A 25,558-nucleotide genomic window follows, 5' to 3' on the forward strand; every position below is an offset into this window, starting at 1 on the left:
ATTGCGTGGAACGCGCGAAACACGTACAACTAATTATCTAAAGCAAGTTGCGGCTTTGGGTCTATTTGGCCGCATCGGCAAACTTGTACAGCCACGCGGGCGTTCCCTTCAGGGCTACCCAGCCAGGACCGGGCTCAATATTCGGCATCGCTAGCGACACGACCGCTCGCGCTCCAGTTTGATGGAACGCCTGCATGACCTCTTCACGCTGTTGCGCCGTAAGCTTCGTCCAGAACGTTTCACTAAAATTCGGCCAGAGGACTTCGTCTTTACGATCAAGGCGATTACGGTCTTGAGGCTCGATACGGTACGGAAGACCACCGAACTCGGCGACGATGCGCAAGCGTGACACATAGGCCCAACTGACCCTGACAGTAGGATAGCTATCCCGGATCACGGCGACCGGGTCCCCCGGCTGCAACCCAGAGGCAGTAAGAGCGTTGGCAATCCGCCATTTCGGATCGTCGTGAAAGTCCGCTTGGCGAACTGCCGCCACGAATGAAGGCCCATCAGTCATCACAAGTTCACCGAGGGCACCTGCGCTATAGATTATGACGAGAGCTGTGGCGAGCAGGCGGCGGGATTGCAGCGTTACATCGAGCAATGGCGCCCATGTCAGAAGCGCAATGATCATAACGAACGCACTGAGATAGCGATCTTCAACATGAACAATAAAATAGGCGGCAAAGCCTCCGACAGTCGGCAACAGCAATGGCCAGGTCCGGATCATTGTCCTGACGAGCGATGCTCGCCATGACCGCCTGGCAACGATAAACATGAAAGCCGCAGCGACCGAAAGCACCGTTGGGTGTTGCTTGAGTATCTGCTGCAAGCTCCACAGCGACCGGCCCATTGCTATCAATTGCATTCTCAAACTGAAGAATGACTTAAAGCCCTTGTACCAATATGCGACGTCGTTATAGGGAGGGTAAGTCGTGTGGAACGGTGTGCCAAAGCCGAAAGCTGGCAAGCCCGCTACGAGTTGACTGGTCGGATGGATTGGGCGGCCGAACTGTTCCGGTCCGCCTTGCCAATTGGTAAGGTGCGGTAGCTCGTTCACGTGCCAGGGGACATTCAACGCACCGGAGGCGCCAAGAGTAAATTGCCCATAGGACCAGGAAATCCCGGCGACGTAGATGGCAAAGAAAACACCGAACGTTCCCACTACCGCACCGAATGATCTCCACAAGCTGCCCCTCATGCAGCAATAGATGAAAAGCGTCAACATGAACAGACAGGCAAATGGAGTGAATACCCCCTTTACCCATACGCCGAGACCAAGGACCAGACCAAGCAAAGTCGCAGTGAGCAGGTCGCGACGGCGGATCAGGGAGAGAAGCAGACCCGAAGCAAGGACGAAGCCCGTGGTCACGAGCAAGTCCGGACACGCGGCCGAAACAGAGTCGAGCGCCAGGCAGGCGCCAAGAAAAACACAAACCCCAACCCAGATCGTAAACGGGTGCTTGCTCAGCGCAAGCGAACCTGGCCAATACAGCGCGAGAGCACTCCGGATCAGTCCGCGCCAGGCTGCATAAGCGACCAGATAGATTACCCAGTTGATTGCCGTTATTGCATACCACTCACCGTCCGGAGTGGGGGCGGCCAGCGCTCGAGCACCGGCAACTAATGCGGGATATCCGGGATTCCAGAACGGGTTGAAAATTTCGCGCCAATCGAGGTGCGTGACGCCCCAGCTAACATTGAGATAGGAGATCCAGTCGCCATAATATTGCGTCCGCCCGTAGAGTCCTTCGACGATACCCAGTATGCCGACGACGATCCAGGACAGGATCAGATGCACATTCCCCCGTGACCACTTTATTGTCATGTAGCACCTCCACGCTCGCAGCCAAAAGATCAATAGATAAGGGAGTTAATCGCCCAGTGGTGCATCCGGCAAAATGAGCTGTTAGCGCCCAATATCAGTCGAGGTATGAGCACGGGCCGATGACTGCTTTTCGGCCGCGAATGCCGCCAAGATCCGGAACCCATGCCGCTCGGAATCTGCAGCGTGTTTCTGCGCGCCTCGTTCACCACTCGATGTCGCCCCGGCCGCCAAATGACGGCAGGGCGTCTCGCTTACGTCCATACAGGCAAGTCACGCGACGAATGTAGCCGGTGGATTCGAACCTCTCTGTGCGTTGGGCAACGCGGCTTTCGATCAAACGAGGCAGGGTCATCAGCGTATGCCTGCGCACCGCTAAGTTCGCTCAGGCGGCGCGGCAGTCTGCGCGGCTGTCACGGTCTGCACGGAGTGCACCGGCGAGGTTAGCTGCGAGTAAGACGGAGGCAAATGGGTTTGCATTGCTCGTCACGCAACGTTCACGAGGACGGTGCGTCGCCTGCCGTCGGGACCTTATTGGACGCATTGGAGGCCACCTCGGAGAAGTGCTCCTTCTCTTTGAACGTCCACGCCGAGTTGAGCAGATAGGTCAAGCCCAGAACGAGGGCAGTCGTAACCAGCTGCGCAATCAGATAGTTCAAACCAAGACCTGTGACGAAGAACTTCATGCACAAGCCGTTCGTGAGCACGCCAAGCAAAGCGATGATGGCAAACTTCGGTGCGGTCGACAGCGGATTGCTTTTGCTTCGGAACGTAATCTGGCGGTTGAGACCGTAGTTGACGATTGCGCCGAAGCTCGCCCCGACCATCGAGCTGAGGGCCGGGGAGGCGTAGCCGGAGCGAACCATCGCAATCAGAATCGCATACTGCGTGACGGTGCCGATCGCACCGACGCCCGCATAGACCACAAACCTTCGTACCGCGCGAAGATCAGGCATCGTTGGGGCTTGCGGGTTCATAGCGTCTGCGAATCAGGTAGACCGGTCGGTTCTTCGATTCGTAGTAGATACGGCCGATGTATTCGCCAAGTACGCCAATTCCGATCAATTGAACCCCACCGAGCAGAAGGACTGCGGAGATCAGCGACGCGTAGCCTGGTACGGCGATTCCCTGAATCAGGGTTCGCACAATGAGGAACGATGCATACAGAATGGCGATACATGCCACGAAGCTGCCGACGTAGGTCCATACGCGAAGCGGCAGCGTGCTGAAACTCGTGAAGCCCTCCAGCGCGAAGTTCCACAGTTTCCAGCCAGAAAACTTCGACCGGCCGGCGAGGCGGGGCTCGCGCACATACTCGACGACTGCGGTTCGGTAGCCGACCCAGGCAAACAGCCCCTTCATGAAGCGGCGCGTCTCGGGGAGCTGTTTGAGCGCGTCCACGACCTCCCTTGTGATCAAACGGAAGTCACCCACGTTCTCCGGGATCTTCGTGTCGCACATCGCGTTGTGTATGCGATAAAAAATCGCCGCGGTCTGGCGCTTCAGGAAGGAGTCCGTGAGCCGGCTCACGCGTTTGGCGACGACGACATCGTGGCCTTCGCGCCATTTCTCGACCAATGCCGGAATGATTTTCGGCGGGTCCTGCAAATCCGCGTCGAAAGGGATCACAATGGCGCCGCGCGCTTCGTCGAGCCCTGCCGAAAGCGCGGCCTCCTTGCCGAAGTTGCGCGTCAGGTCGATGACACGGATGCGGGTGTCCGCCTTCGACATGCCGATCAGCATGCGCAGCGTGTCATCGCGGCTGCCGTCGTTCACACAGACGATTTCGAACTCGGTTCCGTCGATCGATTCGAGTACAGGAATGACCGTACTGAAGAACGCGCCGATCATCTCCTCCTCGTTATAGAACGGCACGACGAGCGACAACAGGCAGGGCTCACTAACCGAGGGAACCTCCGCAAGCGCAGGATTGGACCGCGCAGTCGTCTCGCGCGCGCCCGCCGGCGAGGTTGACGCTTCCCTCAAGAGAGGCTCAGGAGCCAGAAAGTGAGGGCGGCCGATATAGTTCATGATTACCTCGCGCAGATGCCGCAGTTGTCCGACTGGCGTAACGATTTAATCGCGAGAGTTCAGCGTTTGACCAGACGCCGAACTGCGTTCAGCGGCGACTTCAATCGGGTCACTGGCGAGTGAACGACTTCCGCGAACGTTTTGGGATGGCGGTGTTCGAGCGTCGAGATGACCTTTCTTTTCAAGCTGTCACGCAATGGCGAAACTCCGGGCGGCATCGGCTTCAGCCCCATCATGCGCAGAACGTAGTTAGCCTGGTAAACCCGTGCGCGTCGCTCGAGCGACCTCATGCAGTAGTTGATGCTGATACTCACTGAAATGTTGTCGTCGTTCTTGACCCAATGCGGCGCCAATGGAGGGTGATGCACCACTTCGCCCGGGTTGAGCCGGAAGATCGTTCCGCGGTTCTGCAGTTGACGGCGATAGCGCGCAGCCTCGAAGTTGCCGGCGTAGTAGCGCTCCACTTCCTGGTCCGGCACCAGCTCGCGATCGGTAGCGGGGAAGAGACAGACGTCCTTCGAGCCCTGCAACTGGAAGAGGAAGTTGGTTTCGTGATCGATGTGGAAGGGAGTCGAGATCTTTGGCGACGAGACCAGCAATGTCATCGTCACCAGGGTGATATCGCTGCGCAGCGGGTAACCGGACAACTCCTCGAGCTCGGCTGTAATTGTGTCAAGGACATGGGCGTAGTCCGCGTCGTAAAGGTGTGCCTGAGTCAGCTTGATCCATGAGTCGTTTTCGTGAACGCTCGCAAACGCCTCTTTCAGCCGCGTGCTATGCGGCATGGCGCTGAACCTGGATTCCAGCGAACTATTCTTGAAGTTGATCGCGCGGACGTTGCCATTCTTTTCAAGCATCCGCTGGGCGACCTCTGCGATCCTTGGGATCTCGAACAAGCCGCTCTCATGCAATAGATGATTGAATTTAAATGGATGCTGATTGAAGTTGCTTTTGAATTCCTGATTGCAAGCGTGCAGGAATTTGCCGTCTGAGGTTAGTTGGGGTGTTGCATCGGCCAACGTCGCACCATTGCTAGTCACAGACATGGCACACCTTCGCAGGTTAGAGGGTAGTGCTTGCAGGCTACTATCGCGCCCGTGGGCCAGATGTGCGTTGACGAACATCCAAGCCGGTTTTGGCGTTTACCCGGGGATGAGCGGTCTACTTGACAGCTTCCTGGCTAGTCACCGATGTTGTGTCGGCGGCTCTGAAGCTTGGCCGGAGAAAATCGACGACCTCGGCGTCCGTGATCGGTTTGATATGCAGCCCGAAAGCGGCGTTCAGCGAAGCGACAAGCTGCTGTGCCCAAAGGGTATTCCAGACCACGCCGGCATGAGTGTCTGAAAGGAAGGTGTTATGCGGATCGTCGCCGGTGGTATTGGTGATTGCCCAGCCAGGCCCCAGATGCACGGTCTTGTAACTCGGGCGGCCGTGATCGTCGCGATGGCCCCACAGGCTTCTAAACCACAAGCCAGCGTCGAGAACGTAGACATGGTGGTCCGCCGCGGCGAGCGCGCGCAAGCCATTGTTGAAGCGATCAATGCCGGCATCGATATTGGCTATCTCCCTGGCGGATTGCCAGCTGTTGAACTCGCCAGGCCAATCGGCGTCGCTGCCCCCGGTCACGAGCAGGACATAGGTATCCGGGTGATATTTGCGGATTAGCGCGACGGCTTCGCCAATGGATTTGATGCAGGCGTTCATTGCGCTCCCGGGGCGCAATGCGTTCGGATCGCGAGACAACTCGTCAAAAAGCTCGTGGCTGCTGAGATCGTTGTCGCCAATCTGGATCAACACGATGCCACCTCGCCAGGCTTGTGGTTCTGTGTCCATCAAGTCGACGAGACGGATCGCCTGGCGCTGCGATTGCCCCATCAACTGCCCGCAGGTCGCCCCGCTAATCGCGAAGTTATAGCGGTAGTCCTGTTTGGGGGGCGTGCGGGCGAGAGCCCCCAGAGCTTCGCTGGCAATGGCGTGATACTTCCCGGTTCCCCAAACGCCCCATTTGCCCTGGTCGATCTGGTCTCCGCGCAACTGGGCGAGCACCTCGGTCCACTGCCAGGTGGTCGCGCGCCACTGGCCTCCTCGCGCGTGCGGATCGCTCAACATGACCGTGTCGTGGTAGGCCTGGCTGTTGGAGTCACCAAGCACGGCGAGGCGCACCCTTCCAGAGGGCGGCTCCGACGCGTTGGCGACGGCGACCGGCACACGGCGAAACAGGCCGGGAACAGCTAGCCTGACAAAAAGGCCGGTGACGGACAGAGCGCCCAAAAGCGCGACCAGCACAACCCTACGCGAATGGGACATGGGCCATTTACCCTATCGAGACGCTTCGAGATCATGGCCCTTCAAGGGCGGTTTCCTGCCTGTCATGTGCGGCTTGGGCAAAGCGGCCGAGCAGTTGCTTACCCATGACAGCAGCACCGGCCGCGCGGAACATCTGGTTGTGCATGCCCGGAACGTCGGTGACGACCAGATTGCCGGTGACGACTTCACCCCAACCCATGTCGTGTGCGAACAGGCGGCCCTTGAGCACCTGGCCGCTGCGGAAGATCTGGACATTGCCGTCATAGGGCTTCGGACGATACCGCACCTGCTGTTCGCGCAGATAGCCGATATTGCGGCCATACCAGAGGTTGTCGTCGATCATGTTGTTTGCGCTGTCGTTCTTCAGGATGCCCAACTTCACGGCAAGCTGCGTGAGACGAAGCCAGCGAACTGTCCGAAACTGCTGGAGGAACGCAATCATCGACATCTCGCCACGTCTCGCGAGCCGGAAGTCGCGCGGGATGTCGTCCACGCGCACCTGCACCTTGCGCAGCAGGCGATCGTACCAGGGCATCGTCTCCCGGTAACCCGGGCACCAGGAATCAGTGAGGATGACATGTTCGACCGTTTCGCCTTCTCGGCGCAGCTGGTGGGCCGCCTCCAACGCCATCGCACCCAGCACGCAGTACCCCATGAGGATATAGGGGCCCTTTGGCTGGATCAGTCTGATGAGTCGCACGGCGTCCGCAGCGATGTCCTCGAAGGCGCGCAACGGGAGGTTGGGCTGAGGCGTCTTTGGCACCATGGGAACGTCGACGATGGGGCGCTCGTCGCCAACCTGTTTGGCCAGCTCATAGAGGACCGCGATGTTGTTGAGCACGATGATGGGCGTTTGCGAACCATCCTCGTTGAACCGCACGATATTCTGCGCTTTCGCTTCCAGCTCGGCCCGGCTGATGAAACCACTGACGCCCACGCCGCCCGCGACTTGTGCCGTGTCTTTCCCGGCTGCGGGCGCGAGCGGCCGTTGCGGCATCACTTCGGCGCTTCCCAGCACCTCGCGCCAGTTGGCCAGATGCCGGTCGATCGTCTCGATGTCGTAGAGGTCCGTGTCGCCCTCGCAGGAGATGCGCCAGCCTTCCGGGCGCCGCACCATGAAGAAGTTGAGGTCGTAGAGCGCGCCCGCGTTGAAGGAGGGCGAAGTCGTCGCGGCGAAATCCTGGCGGCGGACCTCGTCGCCCATGCCGACGAAGCTTTGCTGCAGAGCGAAGTTGACCGAGCATAGCGGCGGTCGATTCATATCCGGCACTTCGCCTGCCATTCCCATCATTTCTTCGAACGGCAGGTGTAGATGCTCGATGGCGTCGCTGAGCTTGGCGCCGCACTGCGCGGTAACGTCGGCGAGCGTGCTGTCTTGGGTCACGTCGAGGCGCAGGATCACCGTGTTGATGAGCGGCCCGATTACACCCTCGAGTTCCTGCTGATCGCGCACCGACATCTGCGTGCCCATAGCGACTTTGGCCTGGCCGGTCGCCTTTTGCAGCGCCAACGCGAGGCCCGCAGCCGCAACGCTGAAGAGCGTCACGCCTTGCGCCTTGGCGGCCGCGATCAGGCGTTCGCTCATCTCGCCCGGCAACAGAATGGAGCGAATGACGCCCTGAAAGCGCCGCTGCGGTGGCCGGGGGCGATCGCCCGTCACGTCGAAACGGCTGAACCCTTTAAGCTCCTGGCGCCAATGGACCCGAGCGCAATCGATCGCCCCGCTGGCCAGGAACTCTCCCTTCCACAGCGCGTAGTCGCCATGGTGAAGGTCGACGTCGGGGTAATCGGGATCATGGCCCGCGCGCAACGCCGCGAGTCCTTCCACGAGTTCGCGCACGAGGATCGCGAAGGACCAGCCGTCCATCACGAGCGAATGGAAGGTCAGCTGCAATTCGCCTTGCGTGTTCGACCTTGGCAACCACACGGCCCGGAAGAACGACGCGGACGACAGCTCGAAAGGCGTGCGGGCCTGGTCCTGGCCCACGCGCTGGGCCTCTGCAAGGGCGGCCTTATCGTCCAAACCGCTGAGATCCACCACCGCGAGCCGGAAGGGGGCGCTGCTCCAGACCTGCTGGCGCAGCCCCGCGCCCGTCATCAGGAAGCCGGTGCGCAATATCTCGTGCCGCGCGACCAGTTCGCTGAGCACCTGTTCGATGCTCGCGGCAGTGAGCGGCCCCGACAATTGCAGCCGGAAGGCGATGTTGAGCGCGGAGGCCTTCGGCGACGCCTTCTGCTCGTGCCAGTAGCGTACCTGGCAGGCAGTCGCCGGGAACAGGGCGTGGCCCGCCTCGACCGCCTGCACAGGTGCGATATTCAAGGCTATTCCGTTCATCGCTCAGGCTCCCTCAGCAATCCTGCGCTTGAAGTTGAGGATCGACGGCCTCGCCACGGCGGGGGCCTCGACCGGCTCGTCCGTCTGCGTGCCGTCAAGGCTCGCGGCCAACTGCTCGATCGTGACGTTCTTCATGAGTTGACGTGCATCCACACCCAGCCCGCGCTCGTTCATTCGCGCGACGATGCGGAACAGCTGGAGGCTGTCTGCGCCGAGGCTGAAGAATTTCTGGTCGATACCGACCTGCTGCAGACCGAGCACATCGCCCCAGATCGCGGCGATGGTGGCTTGCGTCGGCGTCATGGCCGCAGGTTCGGCCACGGCGGTGACGGTCTCCGCCGGTTCGTTCGCTTCTGGCTCGATGGCCGCGGGTTCGACCGGCATCGGTGCTTGCGGCACGACCTTGAGCGCGGCATGCGGCTGGCGCACGGGCGTGGCCACCATGTCAGCCGTCGGCACGGGCAGGGCCTTGCGGTCGAGCTTGCCGTTCGTGGTCTGGGGCAGCGCGTCGAGCGTCATCCACAGCGTCGGCACCATGTAGGACGGCAGTTGCCCGGCGACATGAGCCGCGACCGCGCCCTGGTCGGGTTTGTCGGAGCCAGCACCGACCAGGTAGCCCACGAGGCGCGGACTGTCACCCACGGTATGCAGGGCGACAGCGGCTGCGGCAACGCCGGGCGCCTTGCGCAGGGTGGCCTCGATGTCCTCGATCTCGATGCGGAAGCCGCGCAGCTTGATCTGCTGATCGCGACGGCCCAGGTGCTGGAGCGAGCCGTCGGCGAGCCGCTTCGCGAGATCGCCGGTACGGTACAGCCGGCGCGGTGAGGCGCCTTCGATGGCAACCGATTTGAAGGCGGCATCGGTCAGGTCAGGGCGGTTGAAATAACCCTTTGCCAGGCCTTCTCCGCCGATCCACAGTTCGCCGCTCACGCCTTGCGGCGCCAGATGCAGGTCGTCGGTCAGCACGTGCAGATCGGTGTTGGCGAGCGGCGCGCCGATCACCACAGGTGCGTTTGCAACGATACGCGAGGCGGACGACCAGATCGTCGTCTCGGTCGGGCCGTAGAGGTTCCACACCTCCGCGCCGGTGGCGAGCAGGTCGTCGGCGAGGTCGCGCGGCAACGGCTCACCGCCGCACAGGATCTTGAAGCCCTTCGGCGCCTTGAAGCCCGCCTCGAGCAGCATGCGCCACAGTGACGGCGTCGCCTGGAGAACGGTGGCGGCTTCGTCTTTCAGGCGAGTCACCAGTTCGAAGCCGGTGCGCACTTCTGCGTGGCCAGCGATGAAGGTCTGCCCGCCGGCGATGAGCGGGAGGAACAGCTCGAGACCCGAGATATCGAAGGAGAACGTCGTCACCGCGACGATGCTGTCCCTGACCGTAAAGCCGGGCGCGTGCGCCATCGAGAGCAGGAAGTTGCTCAGCGCGCGGTGGCCAATCTCCACGCCCTTGGGCTGACCCGTCGAGCCCGACGTGAAGATCACGTAGGCCGAATCCGCGTCCGTTACGACGGGCAGCGTCATGGTCTCGTCGTCGTCCTGCGCGAGGAGCGCTTCCACTTCCAGCACGCGATGCGCGCCCGGTTCCAGCACCATGAGGCTGCCCTCATCGCTGAGGATGGCGGCGATGCCGGCTCCGTCGAGAATCTGGCGCAGGCGTGCAGGCGGCATCGTCATGTCGAGCGGCACATAGGCGCAGCCCGCTCGCCACACGCCGATCATGGCGGCCACGGTCATCGCAGTGCGTTCCATCGCGATGGCGACGCGTCCGCCCGACGCGATCCCCGCCGCCATGAGCCGACGGGCGATCTGGCTGGCGCGCGCATCGAGTTCGCCATAGGTCAGGCTCGTCGACTCGTCCGACACGGCCGTCGTATCCGGGGCCTGCCAGGCCTGCGCGGCGATCAGCGCCGGGGTCGTCTGCGAGAGATCGTAGTCACGCTGGGAAGCGTTCAGCTCGTCGCGAAGGTGGTGGATTTCAGCTTCGTTCAGCAGCGGGAGTGCCGCGACCGGCGTTTCGGCATCGCGTGCGATCGCCGTCAGCAAGGTTTCGTAGTAACCGAGCCAGCGCTGGATCGTCGTTTCGTCGTAGACGTCGGTGTTGAAATCGCAATCGAGACGCAGGCCCTGCGCCGATTCGATCACGTTAAGGAACAGATCGAAGTTGCTGTAGGCCTTTGCATTCGGCGTGAAGTGCGTGGTGACGCCTGCCATGTCGAGTTCGCCGTCGACCTTTTCCAGGTTGAACTGGAGATCGGTCAGCGGCAGCCGGTTGAGATCGCGCTTGATGCCGAGATCGCGCACCAGCGCGCCGTATGTGTAGTTCTGCCGGTCGCCTGCGTCGTAGAGGTGATCGCGCACCGCCTTCATGTGTGCGGCGAAAGGCTTTTCGCGGTCGAACTTGACGCGCAACGGCAGGAAGTTGACACAGTGCCCGACCAGCAGCGCTTCGCCCGCTTGCGACTGGCCAGCCATCGGTGCGGCGATCACGACATCGTCATTGCCGGACAGACGGCCGAACAGCACCTGGGCCGCGCCGAACAACGAGGCGAACAGCGAGCACCCTTGCTTTGAGGAAGCGGTCTTGACCTGCTTGAGAAGGTCGGCTCCCAGATGGCGGGTCGTCGAAGCGCCGTTGAAGCTTTTGCGCTCCGGGCGCGGACGGTCGCCGGGCAAATCGGGTTGCGGCGCTGGGTCGCGATGGACGTTCATCCAGAACTCGCGCGTTTCTTTCTCGACGCCGATTTCGTCCTGTGCCTTGGCGAAGGCGAGGAAGCTCTGCACCTCGTCGAGTTCGGGCTGCGTGCCCCAAACTTCTGCCGCGTAGAGCGCAGACAGATCGCGCAGGATGATGTTGATCGACCATCCGTCGCAGACGATGTGATGCGCCGTGAACACGAACGCCCACTTCTGCGCTTCCAGGCGTACCAGTGCGGCGCGCGCGAGCGGTGCCCGGGTCAGGTCGAAGACCTCGCGGGCTTCCGCGTCGATGATGGCCTTGAGCTCGCCCGCCGGATCGGCGTGGCCGGAAAGGTCGATCGGGACCAGCGGCACGGTCGTCGTCGCCTCGGCGAACATCATGTCGCCGACGCGTGAGAAGTGCACGCGCAGCGCATCGTGACGGGCGACAGTCGCGGCGAAGGCGCGTTCGAAGGCGGCCTCGTTCAGCTTGCCATTGAGCTCGAGGGTGAACGACTCATTGAATGCGAGCGAGGCTTCGTGGCCCTGCTGGGCCGACATCCAGATTTCCTTCTGCGGCTCGGTGAGCGCGGACTGCGTGAGCTGCGGCTCGGCCTGCACATGCGAAACGGCGTCCTGTGCGCCACCGAGAATGCCGACGCGCTGGAGCGCGTCGATGCTCGCGATGAAGGCGTCGCCGATCTTGCGGATATCCTCGTCCGAATGGCTCGTCGTCAGGAAGCAGGGGAAGCCTTCCATGATATGAACGCCGAGGTAGCGCATATACGGATAGAAGAGGCTGCCGAGGCGATCTTCGCCCGCGAGATTCACATAGAACCAGCTCGAGAAGGATTCCGCGCGTGCGGCGATGCCGACCTTCTCCAGGTGGGCATTGACGCGCTGCACGAGTCCGTCCATGCGCGCGCCGAGCGACTCCTGCAGCGCCGGGCCGGCTTCCTTGAGATGCAGAAGGACGGCTTTCATTGCGGCCAGCACCACGGGATGGCGCACGAACGTGCCCGCGAAGAAGGTAGGCGGAACTTCGGGTACCGAAGCATCCCCGAATTGCCACTGACCGCCGTCGAGCGCGTCCATGTACTGCGTGGTGCCCGCAAGCACCCCAATGGGCAGGCCGCCGCCGACCACCTTACCGTAGGTCGCCATGTCGCCCTGGATGCCCCACAGGCCTTGCATGCCGGCCGGATGGACGCGAAAGCCCGTCACGACCTCGTCGAAGATCAGCGCCGACTCATTGGCCGCCGTGACGTCGCGCAACTGCTGCACGAATTCCTTCGGACGCAGATTGGGATGACGCGACTGCACCGGCTCGATCAGGACCGCTGCGATATCGTCGATGTTGGCCTTGATCCACTCGAGGCTTTCGGGACGGGCGTACGGCAGCACGACCATGTTGCCCACGGAAGTCTGCGGGATTCCGGGGGCGAGCGGGAATGCACGCGGCACGCCCGCTTCGCTGCCCGGCTTCACGAGCACTTCGTCGAACTGGCCGTGATAGTCGCCGTCGAAGCAGACCACCTTGTCCTTGCCGGTCACCGTGCGCGCGAGACGCATCGCCGCCATCACGGCTTCCGAGCCGGTATTGCAGAACGTGACGCGCTGATGGCCGGTCATCTCGGAGAACATCTGGGCGACTTCGCCTGCGAGCGGCGACTGCGGTCCAATAGCGAAGCCTTCCGCCAACTGCGCGTTGACCGCCTCGACCACGAAATCGGGCGTGTGGCCGAACGCGGTCTGGCCGTAGCCGTTGACCACGTCGATATATTCATTGCCGTCTACGTCCCAGATCTTGGAGCCCTTCGAGCGCTGGGCGACGATCGGATAGACAAGCTCCTTCCATTCCTCGCGGAAGCCGCTGGCGGTGCGCGGATCGGCAAGCACCGCCCGGTAGGACTGCGTGCGAGCCTTGGAGGCGGAGGTTTTCGCCGAGTAGCGCGCCGCCAGATCGGTGATGAACGCCTTTTGTGCGTCGGTCATCTGGGACGAATGTGTTGCGCCCGGCTTGTAAGCGGTGAAGCGTGAAGGGCGGTTCTCCTCGAACTTGATCTCGGGGCCGGCGGAGTGCGCGGGCGCCGCGGCAGCGGCGGGCGCTGCGGCTGCAACGGCCGGGGTGGCAGCGGCCGCCGGCGCGGGGACCTGGACTGCTGCGGGCTGCTGCACGGCCAGCGGCGCGCCTTGCAGCACCTCTAGCTGACGCGCCATCACGGACTGCATTGCGGCGAGCTGGTCGCGGATCACCGACTGGAGGTCGCCAGCGGCAGGCGCAGTGGCCATTTGCACTGCCACAGGCGCGCCCACCTGCGCTGCCGCAATGGCGACTGGCGCAGCCGCCGCTTGAACAGCGACCGGCGCAGCAACCGGCGCAGCCTCAGCAGGCACTTCCGGATCAGGCGGCATTGCGCCATCGAGGAACTGCGCGAGGGCGGGCAGCGTCGGATAGTCGCTCATGATCTGCCGGAAGCTGATCGTGACGTCGTAGCGGCGGCGCAGCTGCCGGGACACTTGCCCCATGAACAGCGAGTCGTAACCGAGATCCCAGAAGGTCACGTCCGGATCGGACGTATCCGGTGCCTCGCCGGACATTTCGGCAAGCAGTGACGCCAGTTCGGCAATGAGACGCGGTTTGCGGTCGATTTGGACGGTTTGGGTCATGGCGGTCTGAGGAATATCGTTTAGGGCTTCGGACGAGGCTTGCGCGGCAATCGCTGGGGCTACGGTCGTTGGCTGACTTGAAGAGGCGGTTGCCGGGGCGTCAATCCAGTGCCGTTCCGGCTCGAAGGGATAGGTCGGTAGCGAAACGCGGCGGCCGGTTTCAGCCCGGAGCGTTTTCCAGTTCGGCTTGACGCCGTTCAACCACAGGCGCGCGGTCGCCTCGGCGAGGACGGCAAGCTCGCGATCGCGCGTCGCGAAATCGGGCAGCGAGGCAATCGCGCCCTGATGCCGATCCTTGGGCAAGCCCTGCAGAACAAAGGTCGAGAGCGCGCGGCCGGGGCCGATTTCGAGCAGGAGCGGCTTGCCCTCTGCCGTGACCGTGGCCAGCGCGTCGCTAAAGCGCACCACATTGCGGCAATGGCCGGCCCAGTACGCTCCCGACACCGGCTGATCCATCGCCGCCCATTGCCCGGTCACGGAGGACACGTACGGAATCTTCGGCCTCGCGAAAGTCAGGCTGTTCGCGACCTTGGCAAGATCGTCGACGACGCCAGACATCATGCGCGAGTGGAACGCGTGCGAAGTGTGCAGACGTCGATGCTCGATATCGCGTGCCTTGAGCGTGGCCTCGAATGCCTCGATGGCTGCGAAGGGGCCTGCCACGACGCTGAGCGTCGGCGCATTGATCGCGGCGAGATCGACGTCACCGGGCAGCATCGGGCTGAGTTCGGCCTCCGACAGGCGCACGACCAGCATCGCGCCCGGTTCGGCCGACTGCATGAGCGCGCCGCGTTGCGCGATGAGACACAGCGCATCCTCGAAGGCGATCGCCTCCGCCACGCAGGCCGCGACTAGCTCGCCGACGCTATGGCCGATCATGGCTGCCGGCTTGATGCCGCGCGAGATCCACAACTGCGCCAGCGCATATTCGACGAGGAAGAGGGCCGGCTGCGCGTAGATCGTCGAGCGAATCGGGTGCGGGGTGTCGTCGCCCTCTGGGGCTTCGCTCAACAGCAGGGTGCGGATGTCGAGCCCGAGATGCGGAGCCAGCGCCTCTGCGCCCTTATCGATCCACTGGCGATAGACCGGCTCGGTGCGATAGAGCGCGGCTCCCATGCCCGGATACTGGGCGCCTTGGCCCGGGAACATGAAGACGACTGCAGGCGCGGCCTGCGGGGCCTGTGCTTCGATCGCGCCTTTCTGGAGCTTCGCCTGGGCCTGCTCCACGCTATCGGCGACGACAGCGGCGCGATGTGCGAAATCGCGGCGGCCCGTTTGCAGTGTTGCGGCCACATCGGCTAGCGCGATGTCCGGATTGTTTGCGAGATGCGTGGCGAGATTCGCCTTCGCGCGCTCGAGCGCTGCCGCGCTTCGGGCCGATACCGGCAGGATCTGGAGTCCTTCGTTTTGGTCGCCCGAGGCAGTGCGGCAAGGCGCCTCCTCCAGCAACACATGGACGTTCGTCCCGCCGACGCCCAGGGAACTCACACCGGCGCGGCGCGGTGTGGCGCCGTCAGCCCAGGGACGCACGGCCGCATTGAAGAAAAACGGACTGTTGGCCAGGTCGATGCCAGGGTTGGGCGAACGGAAATGCGTGAGCGGCGGCAAGGTGCGGTGGCGCAATGCGAGCGACGCGGCGATGAAACCCGTCACGCCCGCAGCCGCGTCGAGGTGCCCGACATTGGCCTTCGCCGAGCCGAGCGCGCAGAACTGGCCGCCCTCGGCGCCGCCCAGGCGAAATGCCTGCACGAGGCCCGCGAATTCAATCGGATCGCCAAGCGGCGTTGCTGTGCCATGGGCCTCGATATAGCCAATCGAGGCCGGATCGATGCCAGCCTCGGCGTGCGCAATGGCGATCGCGCGGGCCTGGGCGTCGACGCTCGGCGCGGTGAAGCCGACCTTGTCGGAGCCGTCGTTGTTGATGCCTACGCCGCGGATCACGGCATAGATCGGATCTTCGTCGGCGATGGCGTCTTCGAGACGTTTGAGCAAGACGACGCCGGCACCGCTGCCAAACACCGTGCCCTTCGCATCGGCATCGAACGGACGGCACACGCCGTCGGGCGCGCCCATGCCGCCTTCTTCGTAGAAGTAACCGCGCTTCTGCGGGAAGGTGATCGAGACGCCGCCGGCCAGCGCCATGTCGCAGCGTCCCGCCCGAAGGTTCTCGACGGCGAGGCTGATCGCGGTGAGCGAGGTGGAGCATGCCGTCTGGACGGAGATAGCAGGCCCCGTGAGCCCGAGCTTGTAAGCCGTGCGGGTGGCGACGAAATCACCGGCCCCGACGAGCTTTTGATATTCGCCGATCTGGAACTGGCTCGTAAACTCGTCGATGACCGCGCGATCGGTCAGGATGTGCTTGAGGAAGTAGGTGTTCATCGAGGTGCCGGCGAACACCCCGACGGCGCCGGCGATCGTTGCCGGGTCATATCCGGCATCTTCGAACGCCTCCCAGGCGATCTGGAGGAACAGGCGCTGTTGCGGGTCGGTCAGCGCAGACTCGCGCGCCAGCATGCCGAAAAAGCCGGCGTCGAAGTGGTCGACGTTCGCGAGTATCGGCCGTGCCTTGACGTAGCTTTTATCGCGGCGCGAGCCGTCATCGAAGCTGTCTTCGAGTTCCGCCACGTCGAAATGCGTGATGCAGTCGCGTCCAGCCAGAATGTTGGCCCAGAGTTCGGAGACATTGCGGGCGCCCGGAAATCGTCCGGACATGCCGACGACCGCGATGGCTCCGCTTTGCACGTCCCGGCGGTGACGGATGGCCGCTTTGTTCACTGTCGGGAGCGTCGTGCGCAGATGCGAAGCGAGTGCCTCGACATTGGGATGACGAAACAGATCCACCAGCGCGACCTTGGCCGCGACGTCGCGCGCGATGATGGCATGCGCGCGCATCAGATCGAGCGAGCGCAAGCCGAGGTCAAAGAAGTTCGAGCGGCGATCGACGGGTTTGCCGAGGAGCCCTTCGAAAACGCACGCAAGCTTGTCGGCGATATCGTCGTCCACGGGCGAGGGTTCGGCTGATGCTTCGGATTGCGTATCGATTGACGCAAGCAGCGCTTTGCGGTTGATCTTGCCATTGGGCGTCAGCGGAAAGTCCGGCAGGACACGCAGTTCCGACGGCATCATGTAATCGGGCAGGGCGGACTTGAGATAGGCGCGGATTTCGTTCAGGAGGACTGCGGCATCCGCCGCATCGGCCTTCACGAAGCCCGCAATGGCCTTGCCCATGCGGCCATCGAATGCCGCCACGGCCGCATCGGCCACGCCGGGCGCCACGCGCAGCGCATGTTCGATTTCGTCGAGTTCGATGCGTTTGCCCGCAATCTTGATCTGCCGGTCGTTGCGGCCCAGAAATTCGATCGCCCCGTCCGGGCGGCGGCGCACGAGGTCGCCGGTGCGGTAGAGCTTGGCGCCGGGAGCGAAAACGTCGTCGACGAACTTCTCGGCCGTCAGTTCGGGCCGGTTGAGATAGCCGAGCGCGACACCGTCACCGCCCGTGACCAGTTCGCCGACTTCTCCATCGGCAACCGGCGCGAGCTTGTCGTCCACGATATACGCGCTCGTACCCGCGATGGCGTAGCCGATGGGAATGGCCTCGCCATTCGCGAGCGACTCGCCGTCGCGCGGAATGCGATAGCAGCAGGTAAAGGTCGTGTTCTCGGTCGGACCGTAGCCATTGATGATCTGTAGACCCGGATGGGCCTCCATGACCTTGCGTACGTGGACGGGGGACAGCACGTCCCCGCCCGTCAGCGCCTCCTTGAGCGGAAGAAAGGCTTCCAGCCGATAGTCGGCGAGCGCATTGAAGAGGCCAGCCGTGAACCAGGCGCTGGTAACGCCGAGTCGCGCTATCTCGGACGCGATCGTGTCGAGAGAGGGCTGGACCTCGTTGATGATGGCGGCGCAGCCGCCGTTCAGGAGCGGTCCCCAGATCTCCAGCGTGCTCGCATCGAAGGCGAGCGGCGCGAGGTTCAGGAAGCGCGTGTGGGGCGAAAGCTCGGTGAAGGTCTGGCTCTCTACGAGGCGCAGAATCGCGCGGTGCGGCACGATCACGCCCTTGGGCTTGCCGGTCGAGCCGGAGGTGTACATCACGTAGGCAGCGTCGTCAGGACGGCAAGCATGGAGCGGTGCGGGCTCGGCAGCCTCCGCAGCCGCCACGACGTGCTCGAGGTCGACCGAGACGCCGGTCAGCTCGCCAACGCTGGCGAGCGCCGCCGCTTCGGCGATGATGAGCTTGGGCGCGCAATCGGAAACGATGAAATCGAGCTGCGCCTTGGGATAGGCGCGGTCCAACGGTACGTACACAGCGCCCAGACGCAGGATCGCCAGCATCAACGCCAGCGTGTCGCGGCTGCGCGAAACCATGATCGCGCAGCGCTCGCCCGGCTCCAGTCCCATTTCGTGCAGGACGGTTGCGAGCCGCGCCGAACGTTCGCCGAAGGCGGTGTAATGTTCCTCGACCGTGGCGTCAATCACAGCAAGATGATTGCCGAACTCGGCAGATACGGCATCAAAGCGCGCTGCCACGCCAGGCACGTGATCGGTCCCGCCCGGCAAAACGCCTGAAAGTCCATCTCTGTGTGACATTTGCTACTCCCCCACAATTTTGACGAAGGTCCTGGATTGAGCCAGGCCTGGCGATGTACACGCAGCGTTTGCGCATAACGGCTGCCGGTCACGGGATACGCAAGCCACCCAGCTTTGCGCGGCCGGCTTGTCTCCCACGTCTTAAATTTGCTGTAAGTGGAAGTTAAACTCCCGCGGGATGCCTATCCGTTCGCCGTCGCACACACGATGTGCTGCAACAACACATTGCACTGGGGCGGTGCGGGCGCATCGCCATGCAGGCTTGCGACCCGCTTTCCGCCATGCGAGCCGGTTTGGCGTCAATTGCAACGTTGGCCGAGTGCACGTTGCTTCGGGGCGACGACAAGGAATTCGTGTGCGGTGTTGTGCGTGGCACAACCGGATCGGACCGCTGGGCGGGGCGATGAGCGGCTGCCCGAGGATTTGTCAGGCAACCCGGCGACTTCGTCGATTCGAGGCTATTGCGTGGCCCTCACGGGCCGCGTGTACGGGTTGCCTGCCTGACATAGACGCCGTGCGTCAGTTCATATTGATGATCGACCAGCCGGTGTGGCGGGCCGCTACAGCTCCCGCGCAGGTTGGACTGGGTGAAAGGGCGCGAATGCGCCAATGCGTCGATTCCTCCGCGTCGCCACCGACGAAGCGAGGTGCCGTGTCACCGTGAACGGAAAGATCGAACTCGAAATGCTCCGGCGGCAGGATGAAGCCGGTGCCGAGCGCCTTCAGGCAAGCTTCCTTGCGCGCCCAGGTTTCAAAGAAGACCGCTTGCCGTTCTGCATCGGAAAGCGCGTCGAATTGCTCACGCTCCCTTGTGGAGAAGACCTGGAGCGGCATGCTCTCCTCGATCGGGCGGACATGTTCTACGTCGATGCCCACCTCGAACCCGCTCGAAATGGCGAGCGCCGCCGTATTCTCGCTGTGGCTCAGGTTGAAGCAAATCGTCCATCCAGCAGGCTGGCTCGTGCAAAACGGTTTGCCTTCCGCGCCATACTCAAGTGCGACCGCCTGAGGGGAGTGCGCGAGATAGCGGCCAAGGATCTGTCTGAGTACTCCGCGTCCCGTCACGTAGCGGCGGCGATGCCGCTCGAAGCGGAAGTTGTCGGCCCGTTCATGCTCCTGAGCCGAAAGCATCTCCCAGTACCGCTCAAAATCACTAGCGCAGACGTCGAGGTCCCACTGCCAGACATGCACTTCTTGCACAGAGGGCGGTGATAGTGGCGACGAGGACATTGAGAGCCTGGTTCGACTTGCGGTAAGAGTGTCGATTCTATAAGGACCAACAGGGGGCGCGGCCCGCAACCCTGCGATTCTCGTGCAGCAACATGGATAGGCTCGCGGAGCAAAGCTCGCCATCCGGGTGAGGCAGGCATGCGCAGCCGCGCACGCTGGTTGGAGTGCAGCGCTGTCACGATGAGCGGCTGACTCACGCGAGAATGTACACATACAACTCGCGCGGAATTGTTAGGCAACCCACGGAACGGCGCAGGGGATCCGGCCTACGATCCGTCACAGCGCGATGCAATGACGCTGCACCGCGTTCGTGCGTGCTTTGCGCTAGCGCCAGTGGATAGCCGCAACTTACTCGTATCACGGCTTGCGGGGTATCGCAGCGGGCGGTTTCAGGGCTTGCTCAGGGCGTATGGCATGTGTTCGTCGACGAGCCGACGCCGCAATTGTCGAAACAAGGCGTCGACCAGAAACCTGTGAGGCTCTCCGAGAGTAGTTTGGCTGCATGGTCCTCTGCGACTCGATGCGGCGTCATACGAAAACGTCTATTGCTTTGGCTTTCGGAACGGCCAACGATTGGGTTCGCTATCGACCTGCGTCAGCTCCATGGCGTTCAAAAAACACTGGGCCGAAACCCGGATGGGAAGGTGTGCAGTCGGATGTGTATTAAATTTGAAAGTATTATTAATAATTTTGTAATGTAAATCGTTGTGTTCGCAATGTTCGGTTACTTGCTTGGTAAGAAAGTGTAAGACTTCATGTGATTGAAGCGCTACCAGATCAAGCCGGATAGTTTTACTCTCTGTGCGAGGAAGTTGTCGAAATTCAGATTCGAGGTGTGGGATGGGGCGTGATTTTGACAATGTTTATAACGTGAGTGTGATCATTCCACACTACAACAGCCTTGATTTGCTTTGGGTGGCAATAGAATCGATATACAGTCAAACCGTTGTTCCGCGGGAAATTATCGTCATAGATGACGCGTCGGGGGCGCACTTCGAATTGCCGAGTCGTTGCGGGGATGACATTGTTTTACGCCTGATTCGCGAGAGCGAGAATCATGGCGCGGCGTGGTGTCGAAACAGGGGCATTGAGGAGGCCACCGGCGATCTGATCGCTTTTCTGGATGCTGATGACCGATGGCTCCCGAACAAGCTTGAACGCTGCCTCGCCGCGTTCGGCCCCAAGCCTGCGGGGAACGAAGCGAAGGTGCTCTTCAGTAACGTCGTCCTCACGGACGGAGGCCGGCGCATCCTGGGCAACCGCGCGCCCTACGATGGACAATCGATGCTTGATTTCATCCTATTGGAGGAAGGCTATATTCAGACTTCATCGATCATGATGTGGCGTCATCAGTATCCGCTGATCAGCTTCGATGGGTCGTTGCGTCGTCATCAGGATTGGGATTTTGCCATTCGAGCAGAAATGGCTGGCTGTGCATTCGTTTATTTGCACGATGCGCTGGTGGAGTATTCCTTGAGTGAGAGTCCCGCCAGAATATCGAAGGCGGTCAGTTGTGAACCGAGTCTCGTGTTTTTTGAAAAATATAACAAGATGATGTCCAAGGGGCACGTTTCCTCATTTGTATTTAATGTTCTGATTTACAAGAAAATGAGTATCGCCTTGAGGATTGCCATTATCGAGCGAGTTTTGTTGAGGGAGATAGAGATTCCCGGCAAAGATTGGGCGTCGCTGTTTTTGAGGCTGGTTATCGGGTTGGGAGGTGTGAATTTAATCAAGCAGTTGAGACGAGTAATCCAGGCTCAGGATTATTCGACTTGAATTGCGCCGGCCTCGAAAAATAAAAGTTATAGCCGGCGCCCCGGCAGTCTTGCACACCCCTTCTGCCCCCGTCAGCTGGAAGTTCTCGTCAAGCGCAGCAGCCAGCGCTGGTTCTTGCCCCGTTTTATCTCCGCGATCGACGCATGCCACCTTTTCATCACAGCGGGCGGCCTGCTAGGCCCACGAGTGCGCACGTCGACCTAAGCGCGCTTCTGCGCGCTGGCCGGACGCCGCATGCACCGAACCCGTTATCCGATGGAATCGTCCCGTGCTACGTTGCGCACGTTTATAAACGTCGTTGTCGACACCACGAGATTCACGCGCGCTAAACCGCGTTGGGATTGTGTATGTCTGCGCACAGATGGTGCAGCCGCGTTCTGCTCTAATCGCAGGGCCGATACCGGCAGGGTGCGAAGTAAGCGAGCACGCTTCGCGCAACCCACCCGCAAGGACAGCCACGCCATGATCTACGTCACGATCAGCAGGGATATCGATAGCACTCGAGACCCGAAGGCTGTGCCAGGTATCGTCGCGATGATTTCGACTTCGGGGTCCTAAATGCGTCAATTTGTCCGCGATTTGTTTTACTCTTCCGTCGCCGATAAACAGGTGAATTTACCGCTTCCGCCGACGTCGCTCGCGATCCATGCGCGCAAGCTCAATATATTGCTGCTGGGCACGTGTTCAGTAGAGATGCTCGCCAAGCGAAGCGCGAACTCTGGGCACAACATCCGTCACATACTGATGGGCTCGAGACGCCACGCTCCTATTCCGGAAGCCGCGCCAACAGATGATGTCGCGGTGGTGAACCTCACACTCCGTCACATTCTGGGTGAAGTGACGCAAACGCCTGAACCCGTGGTTGATATGGTTTTCTCGCGGCTCCGTTCAGACGATGAGGCTCGCGCCCTTCTGGAAAAAACGGGGGAATATATCTCTCAGAAGGTGGCGCAGGTCGCCGCGCAGATAACGACGGCTCCGATTGTTTTCATGTCGTTTTTCGAGCCAAGCTTCAATTACGAGGGTGATCTCATCGACCCATTCGGTATGACATCGCCTGGAAATCTGGTGCGCGAGATCAACCGGCTTTTATCCGACGCTGTCCGGCGAACGAACAATTGCTACTTTCTCGACACCAACGAAATATTGAACTTCGTCGGACGCCGGCACCTGCAGGACGATGTCCTGTTGAGCAGTTCACATGCCTCGTTCATCAACGATTGGGACTTCAAGCTTGACGCGAATCGATTGATTGCGCCTAAAGCGATTGGGAATATCCTGACTTATGAGGTTGCGTCGCGCGAATTTACCCTTGCGTTCCTGTCCCGGATTGAAGCGATTGTCAAGGTCATCGAGCAACGAGACCCAGTGAAACTGATTATCGTCGATCTCGACGACACCATGTGGCGCGGCGTTGCGGCGGAAGGCGAGAGCGTGAGTCTGGATCAACGTATCGAAGGCTGGCCTATCGGCCTCGCCGAAGCCCTGATGTACTTCAAGAAGCGTGGCGGACTGCTGGCGATTTGCAGCAAGAACGAAGAAGCGCCCACCATTGAACGGTTCAACGCTATCTGGCGCGGCGCCATCACTTTGGATGACTTCGCGTGCGTCCGAATCAACTGGAAGCCGAAGTCGCAGAACATCCTTGAAATAATCAAGGAGGTCAATCTGCTTCCGGCAAACTGTGTCTTCATCGACGACAACGACCGTGAATTGTCCGAGGTGAAGGCAGCGATCCCTGCCATTCGATGCCTGGGTGGCAATCATTACGACTGGCGGCGAATCATTCTGCGATCGGCCGAAACGCAAGTCCCCATCGTCACCGAGGAGTCGTCGCGCCGCACAGAACTCGTGCGCGCAATCTCGCAGCGCGAAGCCAGTGCCGACACCTCCAACGGTGCTTCGCGGGAGGAGTGGCTAGCTTCGTTACAGCTTCGCCAGTCGTTCTTCTTGATCAAGACTCCTCAATCGAGACACTTCGATCGCGCCTTCGAGCTGATCAACAAGACAAATCAATTCAACACGACAGGGAAAAGATGGGAGCGATCGGAGTTTGAGACGTTCATAACCCAAGGCGGCTATTGCGTGGTCTCTTCTCTTCGGGACAAGTTAATCGACAACGGCATTATTTCCGTTTGCCTGATCAATGGCGAGAAGATCGTCCAGGTCGTGCTGTCGTGCCGCGTGTTTGGGCTTGGCGCGGAACTGGTCGTTGGGGCGATTGCGACGCGGTTGGCGCTCAAGTCGGGCGCTGAAGTCCGCGCCGAGCTGGTCGATACCGGAAGGAATGCGACCTGCCACGACTATTTCAAACGGCTCGGTTTCTCCCAAACTGCCGCTGGTTTGTACTCGCGCGCCGCGAACGAACTGCCGTCCTACATCAAGATCGAGAATATGGGCGCGGCCGAGTTTCCTCCTGTGCGGATTTAAACGCGACGATCTCGGCTTCAGCGGGTGCAATGTGCTTTCGCGAAAGCAGTTCTGACGAACGTTGCGTCACAGTCGTCGAACGACTTGCGTGCGATAACGTACCGTATGTGCGATGAGTCGCTGTTCCAATGCCTAATAAATTGAAATTCTTCGAGCACCGCTGCTCGCAGTCAGGAACCCAATCAAGCCAACTTGACCGTCAACCGCTGCGGTAACGATCGTTAGCGAGCGGGCGGCGTATAGCCAAATGAGAAGGACCGGATCGTGAACAGCACAGCTAAACTTTGGGTTCTTGCTTTTTGCCGATTCTCTATCGTGCTCGTGACGTTGCTCATTTGCACGGCAAACATCACGAATAGCGCACTGCTGACATGGGGTTTCCACGAGGATCAAAACAGCGCGAACTACCAGATCACCTTCTACGAGATGATGAACGGTACAGCGAGAAAACCTTTCGTGTACCGGTCGTCGTTCCCGAGGGGGGTGAAATGGGCTGTGAGCCGACTAGGGCCAGACCTTCAGGAGAAGCTCTATACGCAGGTCAAGAAGCATGACGCAATTCGGCGCCTGTATTTCAACCGTTTGCCTGATAAGTACTGGACGCCAATTGTCGCGGTTACCTACTACGTCACATATTTCACCGTTGTGGCGGCGATGTTTTTATCACTGTGGTTGATATACCGCCTCGCCCGGGCGCATGCCTTGAAGTTTGGTCAGGCGCTCGGGTTCGTTGTGGCATTCAGTTTAATTTACCCGTTGACGTTTCAAGAGAGCGCCTTTTATTACGACTTCCTCGAGTTGTTGGGCCTTTTCGCCGCATGTTCCTTCTTGCTGAGGCGGCAAATGCTCGCCTGCACAATCTGCATTGCGCTGGCCTCGTTCAATAAGGAAACCTTCTTTTTGGCTCCGCTCGCGCTTGTGTTCCTGCATGAGCGTGACGTCTCATTGCGAGCACGCGTCGGTTGGCTCGGCCTGCAGCTTGCATGCTGCCTCGCAAGTCGCCATCTGATTACAACCGGTTACGACGCCAATATTGGCAGCGCTGTTGAGTTTCACCTGTTCGATAATGTGCGCTTCTGGATTAATCCAAAATCGTACCTGATCTTCTGGAACGTTATCAGCAAGGGCGTTCCAACCCCAAGCGTCCAGAATCCGTTAATCATCGTTCCGCTAATCGTCTACTTTCTTGCTGCCTGGCGCATGGCGGGCACAAGATATCGGCACTATCTTCACGCAGCGCTGTGGCCGTTGGTGGCTCTTTTTATCCCTTTCGGTTATTTCGATGAAGTGCGCGCGCTCTCCTTGGCGTTTCCCGCGCTGACGCTCATCGCGCTCCATGGCGCGAATCGCTTTACGGACATATTCTCTTCGGCCACGGAGCCGGTAAAGATGGCGGGCGATTCGCCGTTGGTCAGCGCCACGTTGCCAGATGCCCAGCGGGAGACTTGAACTCGATGCCGAACCCCATACGCCCCGCGGTTTGACCTTGCCAACGGCATTGATGGCGTACGCCAGGCATTGACTCCCGATAGGCGTGTGGGCAGGATGTGTCGGAAACCGTCGTGCTATCGAAGCTGAATACCTGCGGCTGGCCAACTCGGGTACGCATGTGCGCAGGACGTTCAGGTTTCCGTTGAACATAATCCCGTCGTGAACCGCGCCGGCGACGTCGCGCTGATGGTGTGAAC

Annotated in this window: 11 protein-coding genes; 3 read left to right on the forward strand and 8 right to left on the reverse strand. The window is 61.0% G+C overall.

The features are described from left to right. Nucleotides 1-61 precede the first annotated feature (61 nt). The 8 genes from M3I54_RS19700 to M3I54_RS19735 all read right to left on the reverse strand — a co-directional run bounded on the left by M3I54_RS19700 (nucleotide 62) and on the right by M3I54_RS19735 (nucleotide 19,631). A complete protein-coding gene (locus tag M3I54_RS19700; protein ID WP_254338826.1) occupies nucleotides 62-1,828 on the reverse strand; it encodes a hypothetical protein in 1,767 nt (588 codons plus the stop codon). A 494-nt stretch (nucleotides 1,829-2,322) separates the two neighbouring features. After that, nucleotides 2,323-2,802, reverse strand: coding sequence for a GtrA family protein (locus M3I54_RS19705; protein WP_254338827.1), 480 nt, complete (start codon nucleotides 2,800-2,802; stop codon nucleotides 2,323-2,325). Then, a complete protein-coding gene (locus M3I54_RS19710; RefSeq protein ID WP_302059031.1) occupies nucleotides 2,774-3,856 on the reverse strand; it encodes a glycosyltransferase family 2 protein in 1,083 nt (360 codons plus the stop codon). Before M3I54_RS19710 ends, M3I54_RS19705 begins: the two co-directional genes overlap by 29 nt. Before the next feature lie 59 nt (nucleotides 3,857-3,915). Continuing rightward, nucleotides 3,916-4,902: a cupin-like domain-containing protein gene (locus M3I54_RS19715; protein WP_254338828.1), complete on the reverse strand. Its 987-nt coding sequence runs from the start codon at nucleotides 4,900-4,902 to the stop codon at nucleotides 3,916-3,918. 115 nt (nucleotides 4,903-5,017) lie between these two features. After that, a complete protein-coding gene (locus M3I54_RS19720) occupies nucleotides 5,018-6,163 on the reverse strand; it encodes an SGNH/GDSL hydrolase family protein (protein ID WP_254338829.1) in 1,146 nt (381 codons plus the stop codon). A 31-nt stretch (nucleotides 6,164-6,194) separates the two neighbouring features. Next, entirely contained in the window at nucleotides 6,195-8,468 is a 2,274-nt protein-coding gene (locus M3I54_RS19725) for a condensation domain-containing protein (RefSeq protein WP_254338830.1), read from the reverse strand. A 33-nt stretch (nucleotides 8,469-8,501) separates the two neighbouring features. Continuing rightward, nucleotides 8,502-18,431, reverse strand: coding sequence for a non-ribosomal peptide synthetase/type I polyketide synthase (locus M3I54_RS19730; RefSeq protein WP_254338832.1), 9,930 nt, complete (start codon nucleotides 18,429-18,431; stop codon nucleotides 8,502-8,504). 519 nt (nucleotides 18,432-18,950) lie between these two features. Further along, a complete protein-coding gene (locus tag M3I54_RS19735; protein WP_254338834.1) occupies nucleotides 18,951-19,631 on the reverse strand; it encodes a 4'-phosphopantetheinyl transferase superfamily protein in 681 nt (226 codons plus the stop codon). Nucleotides 19,632-20,501: 870 nt separating this feature from the next. Here M3I54_RS19735 and M3I54_RS19740 point away from each other — a divergent pair. The 3 genes from M3I54_RS19740 to M3I54_RS19750 all read left to right on the forward strand — a co-directional run bounded on the left by M3I54_RS19740 (nucleotide 20,502) and on the right by M3I54_RS19750 (nucleotide 25,319). Beyond that, complete coding sequence (locus M3I54_RS19740) at nucleotides 20,502-21,440, forward strand: glycosyltransferase (protein WP_254338836.1); 939 nt, start codon at nucleotides 20,502-20,504, stop codon at nucleotides 21,438-21,440. A 558-nt stretch (nucleotides 21,441-21,998) separates the two neighbouring features. Further along, nucleotides 21,999-23,870, forward strand: coding sequence for an HAD-IIIC family phosphatase (locus M3I54_RS19745; protein WP_254338838.1), 1,872 nt, complete (start codon nucleotides 21,999-22,001; stop codon nucleotides 23,868-23,870). A gap of 264 nt (nucleotides 23,871-24,134) precedes the next feature. Continuing rightward, nucleotides 24,135-25,319, forward strand: coding sequence for a hypothetical protein (locus M3I54_RS19750; protein ID WP_254338841.1), 1,185 nt, complete (start codon nucleotides 24,135-24,137; stop codon nucleotides 25,317-25,319). The last annotated feature ends 239 nt before the right edge of the window (nucleotides 25,320-25,558 follow it).

Source organism: Paraburkholderia sp. CNPSo 3274 (assembly GCF_024206475.1).
In the GTDB taxonomy this organism is placed as follows: domain Bacteria; phylum Pseudomonadota; class Gammaproteobacteria; order Burkholderiales; family Burkholderiaceae; genus Paraburkholderia.

Coding starts and splice junctions, on each gene's coding strand:
- M3I54_RS19700 (WP_254338826.1), bottom strand. CDS start 1,828: ATGACAATAAAGTGGTCACGGGGGAATGTGCATCTGATCCTGTCCTGG.
- M3I54_RS19705 (WP_254338827.1), bottom strand. CDS start 2,802: ATGAACCCGCAAGCCCCAACGATGCCTGATCTTCGCGCGGTACGAAGG.
- M3I54_RS19710 (WP_302059031.1), bottom strand. CDS start 3,856: ATGAACTATATCGGCCGCCCTCACTTTCTGGCTCCTGAGCCTCTCTTG.
- M3I54_RS19715 (WP_254338828.1), bottom strand. CDS start 4,902: ATGTCTGTGACTAGCAATGGTGCGACGTTGGCCGATGCAACACCCCAA.
- M3I54_RS19720 (WP_254338829.1), bottom strand. CDS start 6,163: ATGTCCCATTCGCGTAGGGTTGTGCTGGTCGCGCTTTTGGGCGCTCTG.
- M3I54_RS19730 (WP_254338832.1), bottom strand. CDS start 18,431: ATGTCACACAGAGATGGACTTTCAGGCGTTTTGCCGGGCGGGACCGAT.
- M3I54_RS19740 (WP_254338836.1), top strand. CDS start 20,502: ATGGGGCGTGATTTTGACAATGTTTATAACGTGAGTGTGATCATTCCA.
- M3I54_RS19745 (WP_254338838.1), top strand. CDS start 21,999: ATGCGTCAATTTGTCCGCGATTTGTTTTACTCTTCCGTCGCCGATAAA.